Source organism: Leifsonia sp. HAY1-4F, from assembly GCF_056755275.1.
In genome coordinates this window covers 1-13,139 of the sequence record NZ_JBNDHX010000103.1, presented here as the reverse complement: position 1 = coordinate 13,139, position 13,139 = coordinate 1, and the positions used below count along the sequence as shown (strand labels likewise).

Below are 13,139 nucleotides of genomic sequence, written 5' to 3'. Positions count from 1 at the left end.
AACGAGGACAGCGACTATCGCGACCTCGACCAGGCCATCACCGTCGACCACCCCGGCGCCGTCGGTCACTTCTGGAGCCTGTCGAAGTAGGTCCGCCTCCCGCGGGGCCATCACCCTGGTGGGCTATGCTCGGCCCGTGACTCTGGGGGATGCCCGAACGCGTCGGGCCGGTGCGACCCGGGGAGCGCTGCTCGGCGGCGTCCTCGTGGCGCTCCTTGTGCTCACGGGATGCGCCACCGGCTCGATCTCGGCGTCGAGCGGCACGCATCGTCCGACGCCCCACCGTTCCTCGCCGACCCCGCGCCCGCCGCGGCCGACGCCGACTCCCTCCGTCCCGCCGACGCCGACGAGCATCGGATTCGACAAGTCCGCCCACTCGACGACCGACCCTGCGAGTCCGTGGGTCATCGTCAACAAGGCGCGCCCGCTCACCCCGATCGACTACGCACCCGCGGACCTGACATATCCGGACGTCCCCAACCTCAACGACCAGCCCATGCGGCAGGAGACGGCGGCCGCTCTCGTCGCGATGTTCCAGGCGGGGAGATCGGAGGCGGGGCTGACCTTCTCGGTGCAGAGCGCCTACCGCTCGTTCGAGTCGCAGACCCGGGTCTACGACGACGACAAGGCGCAGCACGGCGAGGCCTTCGCCGACACGGACACCGCGCGACCGGGCCACAGCGAGCATCAGACCGGCTTCGCAGTGGACATCAGCGCCGTGCCGGCCTCCTGCTCCCTCGACGCGTGCTTCGGCGACACCCCGCACGGCCGATGGCTGGCTGCGAACGCGTGGCGGTTCGGCTTCCTCTTGCGCTACCCGGCCGACAAGGTCCCCGTCACAGGCTTCACGTACGAGCCGTGGCACTTCCGCTACATCGGCGTCCCGCTGTCGACCCAGCTGCACACCACCGGTGTCACCACCCTCGAGGAATTCTTCGGCGTCCCGGGCGGCACCGTCTACCCCGGCTGAGGGATCGCGGGTCTGCCGTGCCGCTGGGCCCGTGAGTCAGGCGCCGAGCGCCTCGCCCACGATGCGCTTGGCCTCCTCCTGCACCTCGCGCAGGTCGTCTTCGCCGGCGAACGACTCGGCGTAGATCTTGTAGACGTTCTCGGTCCCCGATGGGCGGGCGGCGAACCAGGCGGTGTCCGTCTGGACCTTGACCCCGCCGAGCGGGGCGTCGTTGCCGGGGGCGCGGCTGAGCTTCGCGGTGATCGGCTCGCCGGCGAGCTCCGTGGCGGCGATGGCGTCGCCGTCCAGCTTCGACAGGGCGGACTTCTGCTCGGGACTCGCCGGCGCATCCACTCGCTGGTAGACGGGATCGCCGAAGCGCTCGGTCAGCTCGCGGTAGAGCTCCGACGGCGACTTCCCGGTGACCGCCCGGATCTCGCTGGCGAGCAGCGCGAGCAGGATGCCGTCCTTGTCGGTCGTCCAGGCCGTCCCGTCGAAGCGGAGGAAGCTGGCGCCTGCGCTCTCTTCGCCGCCGAAGCCGACGGTGCCGTCGATCAGGCCCGGGACGAACCACTTGAAGCCGACCGGCACCTCCCAGAGTCGCCGTCCGAGCGAGGCGGCGACCCGGTCGATGATGGACGAGGACACGAGCGTCTTGCCGACGGCCGCATCCTTCCGCCACTCGGTGCGCGTGCGGAACAGGTAGTCGATGGCGACCGCGAGGTAGTGGTTGGGGTTCATCAGGCCGCCGTCCGGCGTGACGATGCCGTGCCGGTCGGCGTCGGCGTCGTTCCCGGTGAGGATGTCGTAGTCGGCACGCCGGGCGACCACGGAGGCCATCGCGGACGGGCTGGACGGGTCCATCCGGATCTTGCCGTCCCAGTCGAGCGTCATGAAGCCCCAGGCCGGGTCGACATCCGGGTTCACGACGGTGAGGTCGAGGTCGTAGCGGTCGGCGATGGCCTGCCAGTAGTTGACGCTGGCGCCGCCGAGCGGATCGGCGCCGATGCGGATGCCGCTGTCGCGGATGGCCTTCACGTCGATGATGTTCTCGAGGTCGGCGACGTAGTTGCCGCGGAAGTCGTACGTCTCGACGCCGGACGGTTCGGCCATCCGCACCTCGCGCATCCCGTTCGCGATGATCTCGTTGGCGCGCGCGGCGATCCAGCTCGTGGCGTCGGTGTCGGCCGGGCCTCCGTGCGGCGGGTTGTACTTGAACCCTCCGTCGGAGGGCGGGTTGTGGCTGGGCGTCACGACGATGCCGTCCGCCTGATCCCCGTGCCCCGCTCGGTTGTACCGGATGATCGCGTGCGAAACGGCGGGAGTCGGCACCCAGTCGCCGAACTCGTCGACGAGGACGCGCACCTCGTTGGCCACGAGCACGGCCAGCGCCGTGGTGGTGGCGTAGTCGCTCAGCAGGTGGGTGTCCGCCCCGATGAACAGGGGGCCGGTGATGCCCTGGGCATTGCGGTATTCCACGATCGCCTGCGTGGTCGCGGCGATGTGGTCCTCATTGAACGCGGTGTTCAGCGACGACCCGCGGTGCCCGGAGGTCCCGAACACGACCCGCTGGTCCGGGATGCTGACATCCGGCTTCAGCTCGTAGTACGCGCGCCGCAGGGCGTCGACGTCGATCAGGTCGGAAGGCTGGGCGGGGGTACCGGCTCGTGCGTCCATGGTCACTACTCTTCCACGGCGGGTATGCCATCGGGAGCTGGATTCGACCGCGATCCTCGTGGCGGGGATGCCGCACCGACGGCTCGCTAAGCTGAACCGCATGTCCACCGCCCCCGCTGACGAGTCCACCGGCGAGCCCACGCAGCCCACGGGCGCGACCGCCGAGCTGCCCGCCTCCCTCGACGACGTGTACAGCTTCCTGGGCCCGTCGGGCACGTTCACGGAGGCGGCGCTCAAGCAGGTCCCGGAGGCGCGCGGCAAGAACTGGCGCGCCGTGAACAACCTCGGCGAGGCGCTGGCGGACGTCGTCGAGGGTCGCAGCGTCGCCGCGATGATCGCGATCGAGAACTCCATCGACGGCGGAGTGTCCGTCGCCCAGGATGCGCTGGCGACCATCCCGGGCCTGCGGATCATCGGCGAGTACCTCGTCCCGGTGAACTTCGTCCTCGTCGCCCGCCCGGGCACGACCCTCTCCGACGTGCGCACGGTCAACGCCCATCCCGTCGCCTACGCGCAGTGCCAGCAGTGGCTCGACCGCCACCTGCCGGAGCACGGCCACCTGCCCGCGTCGAGCAATGTCGCCGCGGCGGCCTCTCTGTTCGAGGGGAGCGCGGCGGATGCGGCGATCGCGCCGCCCGGAATCGTCGACCACCATGAGGTCGACGTGCTGGCCGAGAACATCGGCGACAACCCCAACGCCGTCACCCGGTTCGTGCTGGTGAGCACCACCCGGAGCGTGCCGGAGCCCACCGGCGCCGACAAGACCAGCCTCATCGCCGAGCTGCCCGACGATCGCCCCGGAAGCCTGCTCGACCTGCTCGAGCAGTTCTCCACACGCGGGATCAACCTGAGCCTCATTGAGTCCCGCCCGGTCGGCGACGCCCTCGGTCGGTACCGGTTCGTCATCGATGCCGACGGCCACATCCAGGACGAGCGGGTCGCGGATGCGCTGCTCGGCCTCCGGCGGTTCAGCCCGTCGGTCATGTTCCTCGGTTCGTACCCCCGGGCGGACGGCGTGCGGGTGGAGTTCGACCAGCGCTACCGGGACGAGGTGTTCACGGAGGCGCGCGAGTGGCTCGCCTCCCTGACGGACGATGTGGATGGGCGCGCGGCGGGTCACGACGGCACGACGGCGGCGTAGGCTGCCGGTCAGGACAGTCGGGAGGTCATCATGGTCGCCGAGGAGCGTGACGATGGGGATCGTGCCGGCGGATTCGACCCCCGCTTCGACCCCGCCTTCCAGCGCGGCTACCAGCCCCAGCCGGGCGAGCGCCCGCGCACCCGGGTCCGGTCGACCGCTACGGATCCGACATTCCGCCGCGCGCCGTCGCTGGTCCGCGGGCGGGAGGACGCGGTGCCCGAGCCGTCGGAGCCGGTGAGCGCCTACGACGCGGCCGCCCTCTCCTTCGAGGAGGACGGGCCGGCGATGGCGGACAGCCGGATGCCCGCGTCGGTCCCCGCGCCTGCGGCCGCAGCCTCCCTGGGCGCGCCCCTCGCCGCATCCACGCCCGGCTTCTGGGAGAGCCTCGACGTGAACCCCCGCCGCAACCCCGTCCTGCTTGCGCTCTGGCTGATCGGCGGCGGCTTCGTCGTGCTCGGCATCGTGCTCTACTGCCTCTCCGTCGCCACCTCGTACAGCGGACCGACGCCGACCTCGGATGTCGGTGCGCTCGTCTTCGCCCAGCTCGGGTGGATGCTCGCGAGCCCGCTGATCACGGTCGGCCTGCTCACGCTCGTTGGGCTGCTCTTCCTCACGGCGCTGGCCGGCCGGGCCCGCGCGCACGCGTCCGCGGACGAGGAGCTCTAGCGCGGCGTCCGCCGGCGGATACCGGTCCCGGGGCCGGTCAGCGGACCGGGCTGGACGCCGGCGCCTTCACCCGGAGGCCGAGCTCGTCCACCCGGAGGTCGAGGGCCAGGAGGTCGCCGAACGCGTCGCCGTCCAGCTCGAACGGTTCCGGCTCCTCCACCGTGAGCTGCACGGACGCGCCGCGCAGGTAGCTCAGGCGGGTGCGGATGGCGCGGTCGGTGAAGCGGATGATCCGCCGCCCGACGCTGGACCGGCGCAGCACCCGGTTCTCCCAGGTCACCTTCCGCCAGATCGCCAGCCAGCCGAAGACGGTGGCGGGCTGCAGGATGGCCACGTCGAGCAGCCCGTCGTCGATCGCCCCGTCCGGGATCAGTTCCATGTTGCCCGGCAGCGTCCCGCAGTTGGCGACCAGGATCGTGCTGACGTGCGCCGAGCGCTCGTGGCCGTGATCGAGCCGGTAGTGGATGTGCACCTTCGTCGAACGCGGCAACGCCCGGAAAGCCGCATCCACGTAGGCCAGCCAGCCGAAGCGGCGTTTGAGCTCGGGACGCGCGCTCGCGATCATCGCCGCGTCGATCCCCACGCCCGCCATGACGAGGAAGGCGTGCTCCGTCACCGAGCCGTCCGGCCGGCGGGCTGTCGCGATGCCGATGTCCATGCGCCGGGTCTCCCCACCGAAGGCGATGGCGCACGCGTTCTCCACGTTCGCGAACGGGATCCCGAGGTTGCGCGCGAGCAGATTGCCGGTGCCGCCCGGGATGATGGCGAGGGTCGCCTCCCGGTCGCGCAGCGCCTCCGCCACGGCACGTACGGTGCCGTCGCCGCCGGCAGCGAGCACGAGCCGCGCACCGCGGGCCAGCGCCTCGCGGGTCTGCGCCTGCCCGCCCTCGTCCGGCGTGGTCTCCAGCCAGAGGAGTTCGACGTCACCGGTGATCCGGCCCTCCTCCGCAGCAGCGAGGGCGGCCGCTTCGACCGCCGCGCGCACGCGCGGGACGTCGACGCGGACGGGGTTGTAGACGACGGCGACGACCTCGTGATCCTGCCCGCCCCGTCCGTTCACGATCCTCACGCTACCTGTTCGGCATCGCTCGATAAGCTTGTGCGGTGATCGATCCCGTGCTCCTCCGCGAGAACCCCGACGTCGTCCGCCGCTCGCAGGAGGCGCGCGGCGACTCCGTGCAGCTGGTCGACGAGGCGATCCAGGCCGACATCGAGCGTCGCGCCGCGATCACCGCCTTCGAAGAGCTGCGCGCCGAGCAGAACGCCTTCGGCAAGCAGGTCGCCCAAGCGCCGAAGGAGCAGAAGAAGGAGCTCGTCGCCCAGGCGCAGAAGCTCGCCGGCCGCGTCAAGGAGGCCCAGCAGGCGGCCAACGACGCTGATTCGCGGTTCGAGCGGCTGGTCCGCAGCATCGGCAACCCGATCGTGGACGGCGTCCCGGCGGGCGGTGAGGACGACTTCACGGTCCTCAAGACCGTGGGCGACATCCCTCACTTCGACTTCGAGGCGCGCGACCACCTGGAGCTCGGTGAGCTGCTCGGCGCGATCGACATGGTCCGCGGTGCGAAAGTCGCCGGAGCCCGCTTCTCGTACCTGCGCGGCATCGGCGCCCGGCTCGAGCTCGCGCTGATGAACATGGCGCTCGACAAGGCCGTGCAGAACGACTTCATCCCGATGATCACGCCGACCCTCGTGAAGCCGGAGATCATGCAGGGCACCGGATTCCTCGGCGCGCACTCGGACGAGGTCTACCACCTCGCCGACGACGACCTCTATCTGACCGGCACGAGCGAGGTGGCGCTCGCCGGGTATCACGCCGACGAGATCATCGACGTGGAGGAGCCCCTCCGCTACGCCGGCTGGTCGACCTGCTACCGGCGTGAGGCCGGCTCGGCGGGCAAGGACACCCGCGGCATCATCCGCGTCCACCAGTTCGACAAGCTGGAGATGTTCGTCTACATCCGGCCGGACCGCGCGGAGGCCGAGCATGAGCGTCTGCTCGGCTGGCAGGAGGAGATGATGCAGGCCCTGGGCCTGAGCTACCGCGTGATCGACACCGCTGCCGGCGACCTCGGCTCGAGTGCCGCGCGCAAGTACGACGTCGAGGCGTGGATCCCGACGCAGGGCCGCTACCGCGAGCTCACATCGACCTCCAACTGCACCACCTTCCAGGCCCGCCGTCTGAACATCCGCCACCGCAGCGAGAGCGGCAAGACCGCCCCGGTCGCGACGCTCAACGGGACGCTCGCCACCACGCGGTGGCTGGTCGCCATCCTCGAGACGCACCAGCAGGAGGACGGCTCGGTCCGTGTCCCCGAGGCGCTGCGTCCCTACCTCGGTGGCCTGGAGCTGCTGGAACCGACGCGTTCGTGAGCGATGGATCCCGCCTGCTGATCGCGCTCGACGTCGACGGCACGCTCATCCATGAGGACGAGAGTGTGGGGGAAGCCGTGCGCGCCGCCGTCGCCCGCGTGCGCGACGCCGGCCACGAGGTCATGCTGGCGACCGGGCGGAGCTGGGAGACCGCACGCCCGATCCACGAGAAGTTCGGCCTGACCAGCGAGTTCGTCGTCTGCGCGAACGGCGCCCTCACCATGAAGCGGGATGAGACCGTCGAGGGTGGTTACCGGCGCGAGTTCATCGAGGTCTTCGACCCGTCCGAGGTGCTGCAGACCATCCGCCCGCACCTCCCGAGCGGCAGCTTCATGGTGGAGGACCCGACCGGCTTCCGCCGCTACACCGAGGGAATGACGGACTGGGAGCTCGTCAAGGCCGAGCAGGTGCCGTTCGAGGAGCTGCTGCAGCATCCCGCCACCCGCGTCGTCGTCGTGTCGCCCGAGCACGACACCGAGGAGTTCCTCTCCATCGTCGATCGGATGGGACTCCAGCGCGTGAGCTACGCCATCGGCTGGACCGCGTGGCTCGACATCTCGCCGGACGGGGTCAGCAAGGCCACTGCGATGGAGCGGGTCCGGCATGCGCTCGACATCCCACGCTCGCACGTGGTCGCCATCGGAGACGGCCGCAACGACATCGACCTGCTGCGCTGGGCGGGAGAGCACGGAGTCGCCATCGCCATGGGCCAGGCGCCCGATGAGGTGAAGGCCGTCGCCACCCGGGCCACGGGGCCGGTCGTCGAGGACGGTGTCGCGCAGGTTCTCGACGCCCTCTGAGCGCGCGCCGCGCGGCCAACCAGTGCATTGCCAGCCGGCCGTGGCACTGTTTAAGCGGCGTGTGCCCATTTCGGCCACGCCGATGTTCGTGCTCACCGATGCTGAACCACGCCGCTGAACGGCGGCCCCGGACGACTGCGCCCCCGAAAGGACGTGAATGAGCGAGATGCCCACCCGCGCGCAAGCGCGTGCGCAGGAGAAGTCGGCAGGACCAGCGGTCCGCCACGGACGACTGAAGCGTCACCATCCGCTCAAGGCACTCCTGAAGATCTTCGTCCCCGTCATCGCGGTCGTCGGCGTCACCGGCGTCTCCCTGGCGGCCTACGCGGCGGTGGATGTCGTGGCCGGCGTCAAGAAGTCCGTGAAGCTCGTCGACACCAAGGGCAACACCGTGACGCCCGGCATCGGCGCCATGAACGGCGCATTCAACGTCCTGCTCGCGGGCAGCGACAGCGGCGGCGGGAACTCGGCCTATGGCGACCGAGGCGAGAACCTCAACGACGTCACCATGCTGTTGCATGTCTCGGCCGACCACCAGAACGCCACCGTCGTGAGTTTCCCCCGCGACATGTACGTCTCGATCCCGTCGTGCCCCGACCCCAAGGGCGGCAACTTCGACGCGATGAGTCGCCAGAAGATCAACAACTCCCTCTCCTACGGCGGCCTGGCCTGCACCGTGCTGACGGTCGAGAAGCTCACGGGCATGGACATCCCGTACGCGGGTGTCATCCAGTTCGACGGTGTGATCGAGATGTCGAACGCGGTCGGCGGCGTCCCCGTGTGTGTCGCGGGCGACATCGAGGACCCGTACACGGGCCTTGATGTGAAGGCCGGCCAGAACGTCCTGCAGGGTTCGCAGGCGCTCGCCTTCCTCCGCACCCGTCACGGGGTCGGAGACGGCTCGGACCTCGGCCGGATCAGCAACCAGCAGGTCTTCCTCTCGTCGCTCGTGCGCACCATCAAGAGCGCCGACGTGTTGAGCAACCCCGTCAAGCTCTACGGGCTCGCGAAGGCGGCGACCAGCAACATCACGCTCTCCGACAGCCTCAACAACCCGACCACCATCGTCTCGATGGCCCTGGCGCTGAAGAACATCGACATCAGCAAGGTCGTGTTCGTCCAGTACCCGAACCACTATCAGGGTGACGGCGTCGTCCCGACCACCGACGCGGCGCAGCAGCTCACCGCGGCGCTCAAGAACGACCAGTCCGTGACCCTCACCGGCAACACGGGTGTCGGCTCGGAGGCCGACCCGAACGCGCCGGCGACGCAGGCTCCGGCCCCGGCCCCGGCCCCGGCGACGCAGGCTCCGGCTCCCGCGACGCAGGCACCCGCTCCCGCGACGCAGGCACCGACGGCCGGTACGGGATCCGTCGGAGACGGCTCTGCCGTGACCCTGCCCTCGGATGTGCACGGGCAGACCGCCGCGCAGTACACCTGCTCCAAGCCGTTCACCGACTGAGCCCGGCAGCATCCACGCGGGGTTCGCTAGAATCGGGCGACGCCGGTTTTGCACGGCGCCGGGAGGGCTGTCCGAGCGGCCGATGGAGCCAGTCTTGAAAACTGGTGGGCAGAAATGTCTCGTGGGTTCGAATCCCACGCCCTCCGCACCGCTTGAGGCCCCGGGATCCCAGTAAATTACTGAGATCCGGGGCCTCACTAGTTGGAGATCCGGTCGTTTTGCGCACAATTTGCGCACAATTGAATGAGCACAGGGCCGACTTTCTGGGCCCGAACAGGGTCAGACGGACATGCAAAAACGACCGAAACGGGCCCAAAGAACACACGCTTTCGAGACGAGCCTCCCCGACTATGAAGCCACAGATCGCAGCCTGGCGGCATCGAGCGCATCTGCAACCGCGTCGAGGTCGTCATCGAAAAGATCCGCGTAGACATCGAGAGTCATCGCCGCTGACGCGTGCCCGAGCATTCGTTGGACGGCCTTCACATTCGCGCCGGCGCTCACGGCGAGGCTGGCCGCTGTGTGTCGCAGATCGTGAACGGTCATCGGCTCGATCGCTGCACTCGCGAGTGCGGCTTTGAACCAGGTTCGCTCTCCTCGCGTCGCCCGTTTGAGGTGCTCGCCGAAGCGGCCGGCGAAGAGCAGCTCGCTCGGCTGCTTCCCGTCGATTGCTTTCGCGAGTTCATTGGCGAGAAAAGAGGGGAAGGCTACCGAGCGCCTCTTGTGCGTCTTGGGTGTGCCGACGATGGTCTCGCTTCCCACCTCGACTGCGTTCTCGGAGACGACGATGCGGCGCCGCTTGAGGTCGACGTCACGTACTCGAAGAGCTGTTACCTCTCCCCATCGAAGCCCCGTGTAAGCCAGCACAAGCACCAGCGCCTCGTGTTTTCCACTCGCTTTGGCCAGATCGTGAACCTGCTGATGGCTGAGGTAACGGTGAGCTCGCGGGACCTTGCGGGGCAGCCTGGAGCCACGCGCGACGTTGTTGGGAACGCGCCGGTCCCGCACCGCGACGTCGAGGATCCCGGCGAGCACTCCGTACGCACGAAGGACGGTGGTTGCTGATCGTCCCGCGGTCAGCGAAGTGATCCACATCTGGACATCCGAATGCCGGACGTCCCCGACTGCCACGCTGCCCCAGCGGGGCTCGACCTGGAGACGCCATGCGATCTCGAGCGGACGCAGTGACGAGGGCTTGAGGTGAGTCTGGTTCGCGAGCCATTCGGTGCCGAGTGAGCCAATCGTGGTCCGTGCTGCGCTCGCGTCGATGTACTCGCCGCGTGCTTTGCTCGTCTCGATGGAGGCGAGATACAGCTCGGCGTCGCGCTTCGTCTTGAAGCCGCGCTTAGCGGCCTGCCTCCGCTCGGGAGTGCGGTATCGAACGACGTAGCGTTTCCCTCTTGCGCTTTCGTATGGCTCGATGCTGCCCATCAGACCACCTCCAATGCTCCTCTAAGACGCGCTGTCCGATCTCTCCGAGATCCCTGCGCTGACGAGCAGTTCAGCGACGCGCGTGATCTCTCGGGTGAGTCGGTCGATGCGCTCCTGTAAGTCCTGATTGCTCATCGCGAGATCCGGCTCGCCAGATGCGGCTTGGACACCGAGTACGACTTGGAGACGCTCGAGCTCCCGCCGGAGCGTGCCGAGCTCTCGAAGCGTATTCAGGATTTCGATGTCCCCGCGCTCGGCCGCGAGTCTCGGCCGGTATGAACTCAGCGGCGTTGCCGAAAGCCAGCAATCAAACTCGGCCGACGTCATCCCGTCGAAGTGCGCACTGAGGTTCGGAAGGTCGAGTTCGGCGTCAGGAGTTCCCATCGGAGCGAGCAACATGCTCGGCGGTACCCCGAGACCTCGGGCGATGTTCAAGAGCTGACTGACACTGAGATCGGCCTTCCTGCCGGATTCGATGTTTTCCAAGACGGCCATCGTGACGTTCTCCGCCGGAATGGCTTCAGCCAGCTCACGAGTCGTGCGAAAACCGCGTTGCCGCCGCGCCAGCTTGATTCGCGCCCCAATGTTGGACTCCGATCGAAAGTCAGCCATTTCGACAGAATAGCGCGTCTTGTGTTGTCAAACTCCTGAATAGACGCTATTGTCTATGCAACAGAGCAAGGACTCCTAGGTTGTCGATCGGAGGAATTGAGATGACGGGAGAATACATCCAGCCCGAAGACGTGGCTGAACTCACGGGCATGAGCCTTAAGGCTCTGGGCTACCTGCGGTGGCACGGCGGCGGCCCACCTTTCTACAAGCCCACGCCGCGCACCATCCTCTACAAGCGAGCGGAGGTGTTGGCATGGCTGGAAGCAAGCGCCCAGACGAAGACCGGAGTACCGGCGCAAGCGAGCCTGTGAGCGCAGCGCCAGGCGTCATCCAGGACTTCGTCGATGGGTACCTCGTCCCGGTCGATCCAATGGATGACTTGCAATGCGAGAGCTGTCAGTAGAACTGCTGGTTCACCCCGGCGTGCCATCCCATTGCTACCCCTATTCGGGGGTAGCGTGCGGCACCAAATGGAGCGGCTGATTCTTACCCCGATCACCGTGACGCCCGGCTCCCAACTCGAGTCAGAGCGGCGGTAAACCATCGTGACTGAGACTCCCGAACTTCAGAGTCGCAGTCGCTGCCCCATCACCGAATCCGGGCTCGCCGCCCCAACCTCCCCGGCGATGCTCGGCTCATCCACCCCACTCATCTTCACGGGCGCTCCCGCGCGCCCATTCGCGCTGACCCAGGCGCAGTCTCACGAGCTGCCCGGCTCGAACCCGGTCCTTCGCAGTAGCCACCTCCATGCAAGGAAGGTTGTGATCTCGTGGCTGGAGGAACCCAAGTCCGCACGCGGACGGATGCGCTTCTCACGGAGTTGCTCCGTGAAGTCGACACCCTGCGACCGTACGTCCGCTTTCAACTGCGCGGCTGGCCGAGTGAGGTCGACGCCGTTCTCCAGATCGCCCGAGAGACGGTCTGGCACCGGTCCTCCACCTTCGACCCCAAGCGCGGGTCGCCGCACGCGTTTGTGTTCGGCATCACCCGTCATGTCGTGTTGCGGGAGATCGAGCGGAAGCAGGTCCCGATGGACGACGTTCCGGACGACGTCGAGTCCGCCTCGGACATCGACCCATTGGAGGCGTTGATCCGGCGGTTCAGCGCGCACCGGTGGATGGTGCTGGTCGCCGATTTCGCCGGCCCATCCGACTGGCACGTGATGAGCGACCTGAGCCTGGCAGACGGTAACACCGAGCGAGTGGCCGCCGCCCATCAACTGTCCAAGCGCGGTGTCCGCACAATCCATGACCGGGTGTGCCAGACGGCACGAACCGTGCTGGCTGCCCTTGCTGCCGCGAATGCGGGACTCCCGCTGACAGGGTCAGTGATCGTGTCGTGCGTGCCCGAGGTTGGTGGGTTCCGGGAGGTCGCAGAAATGATCGGCGACGACGCAGGCGCAATCGCCGCCGCCCTTCATATCCACCCCGGCTCGGCGCGGGCACGGATCGCAACAGCGAAGCGGCTGCTGATGATCGCCCATACCGTCCTCGAACAGGAGTTGGCGGCATGATCAGCGCGGCTGCCACTCACGCGGTGTCGCATCCGAAAACGACTCGGAATGTGCTGATTGTCGCGGCCGTCATCGTCCTGTTCGTCCCTGTCGCGCTCGTCGCCGTGCCTGCGTCGTTGGTGCTCGCGATGGGTGCCAACGGCTTCGGCGGCGGTGGGGGAGCGTGCGGCGGATCTGCACCGTCCGTGGAAGCCGGTCAGAATGTTGACGGGTACGGATCCGAGCAGCTGAAGATCGCAGCGACGATGATCACCGTCGGCCAACAGATGAGCGTCCCCCCGCACGGGCAGACACTCGCCCTGATGGTCGCAATCGGAGAGTCCGGACTCAGGAACCTGAACCACGGGGACGCCGTCGACAACACCACCATCGGCGTCTTCCAGCAGGGGGCCGGCTACGGCACCCCTGCGCAGCGGATGGACCCGGCGACCGCTGCCGCCGCGTTCTACACCCGCATGTTGCGCGTCCCCGAATGGCAGACACTTGCCCCAACCCTGGTCGCGCACGCGGTCCAGATC

12 protein-coding genes, 1 tRNA gene and 1 pseudogene are annotated in these 13,139 nt (G+C 68.2%); 10 read left to right on the top strand and 4 right to left on the bottom strand.

The window, feature by feature from the left end; translation table 11 throughout:
- Positions 1–136 precede the first annotated feature (136 nt).
- Positions 137–970, top strand: a complete 834-nt coding sequence (locus ACPYOG_RS16095) for a M15 family metallopeptidase (protein WP_481295180.1) — start codon at positions 137–139, stop codon at positions 968–970.
- 36 nt (positions 971–1,006) lie between these two features.
- Here ACPYOG_RS16095 and pgm read toward each other — a convergent pair whose 3' ends face one another.
- Positions 1,007–2,626, bottom strand: a complete 1,620-nt coding sequence (gene pgm / locus ACPYOG_RS16090; RefSeq protein ID WP_481295179.1) for a phosphoglucomutase (alpha-D-glucose-1,6-bisphosphate-dependent) — start codon at positions 2,624–2,626, stop codon at positions 1,007–1,009.
- 100 nt (positions 2,627–2,726) lie between these two features.
- On the opposite strand from pgm, the gene pheA reads away from it, so the two are divergent.
- Complete coding sequence (pheA, locus tag ACPYOG_RS16085) at positions 2,727–3,767, top strand: prephenate dehydratase (RefSeq protein ID WP_481295178.1); 1,041 nt, start codon at positions 2,727–2,729, stop codon at positions 3,765–3,767.
- Positions 3,768–3,797: 30 nt separating this feature from the next.
- Positions 3,798–4,433, top strand: coding sequence for a hypothetical protein (locus tag ACPYOG_RS16080; protein ID WP_481295177.1), 636 nt, complete (start codon positions 3,798–3,800; stop codon positions 4,431–4,433).
- 37 nt (positions 4,434–4,470) lie between these two features.
- Here ACPYOG_RS16080 and ACPYOG_RS16075 read toward each other — a convergent pair whose 3' ends face one another.
- Positions 4,471–5,493, bottom strand: a complete 1,023-nt coding sequence (locus ACPYOG_RS16075; protein ID WP_481295176.1) for a diacylglycerol/lipid kinase family protein — start codon at positions 5,491–5,493, stop codon at positions 4,471–4,473.
- Positions 5,494–5,537: 44 nt separating this feature from the next.
- Between ACPYOG_RS16075 and serS the strand changes: the two genes are divergently transcribed.
- From serS to ACPYOG_RS16055, 4 genes are all read left to right on the top strand, one after another.
- Complete coding sequence (gene serS, locus ACPYOG_RS16070; protein WP_481295175.1) at positions 5,538–6,803, top strand: serine--tRNA ligase; 1,266 nt, start codon at positions 5,538–5,540, stop codon at positions 6,801–6,803.
- Entirely contained in the window at positions 6,800–7,603 is an 804-nt protein-coding gene (locus ACPYOG_RS16065) for an HAD family hydrolase (RefSeq protein WP_481295174.1), read from the top strand. Before serS ends, ACPYOG_RS16065 begins: the two co-directional genes overlap by 4 nt.
- A gap of 157 nt (positions 7,604–7,760) precedes the next feature.
- Positions 7,761–9,065, top strand: coding sequence for an LCP family protein (locus ACPYOG_RS16060; protein WP_481295173.1), 1,305 nt, complete (start codon positions 7,761–7,763; stop codon positions 9,063–9,065).
- A 61-nt stretch (positions 9,066–9,126) separates the two neighbouring features.
- Positions 9,127–9,211, top strand: a tRNA-Ser gene (locus tag ACPYOG_RS16055).
- A 202-nt stretch (positions 9,212–9,413) separates the two neighbouring features.
- Here ACPYOG_RS16055 and ACPYOG_RS16050 read toward each other — a convergent pair.
- Complete coding sequence (locus ACPYOG_RS16050) at positions 9,414–10,496, bottom strand: tyrosine-type recombinase/integrase (protein WP_481295172.1); 1,083 nt, start codon at positions 10,494–10,496, stop codon at positions 9,414–9,416.
- A 21-nt stretch (positions 10,497–10,517) separates the two neighbouring features.
- Positions 10,518–11,108 (bottom strand): helix-turn-helix domain-containing protein, encoded by a 591-nt coding sequence (locus ACPYOG_RS16045; RefSeq protein WP_481295171.1) that lies wholly within the window; start codon positions 11,106–11,108, stop codon positions 10,518–10,520.
- A gap of 149 nt (positions 11,109–11,257) precedes the next feature.
- Between ACPYOG_RS16045 and ACPYOG_RS16040 the strand changes: the two genes are divergently transcribed.
- From ACPYOG_RS16040 to ACPYOG_RS16030, 3 genes and pseudogenes are all read left to right on the top strand, one after another.
- A complete protein-coding gene (locus ACPYOG_RS16040) occupies positions 11,258–11,419 on the top strand; it encodes a hypothetical protein (RefSeq protein WP_481295170.1) in 162 nt (53 codons plus the stop codon).
- Between the two features lie 458 nt (positions 11,420–11,877).
- A complete protein-coding gene (locus ACPYOG_RS16035; RefSeq protein ID WP_481295169.1) occupies positions 11,878–12,621 on the top strand; it encodes a sigma factor in 744 nt (247 codons plus the stop codon).
- 50 nt (positions 12,622–12,671) lie between these two features.
- Positions 12,672–13,139, top strand: a pseudogene (locus ACPYOG_RS16030) (M23 family metallopeptidase); the annotation flags it as partial.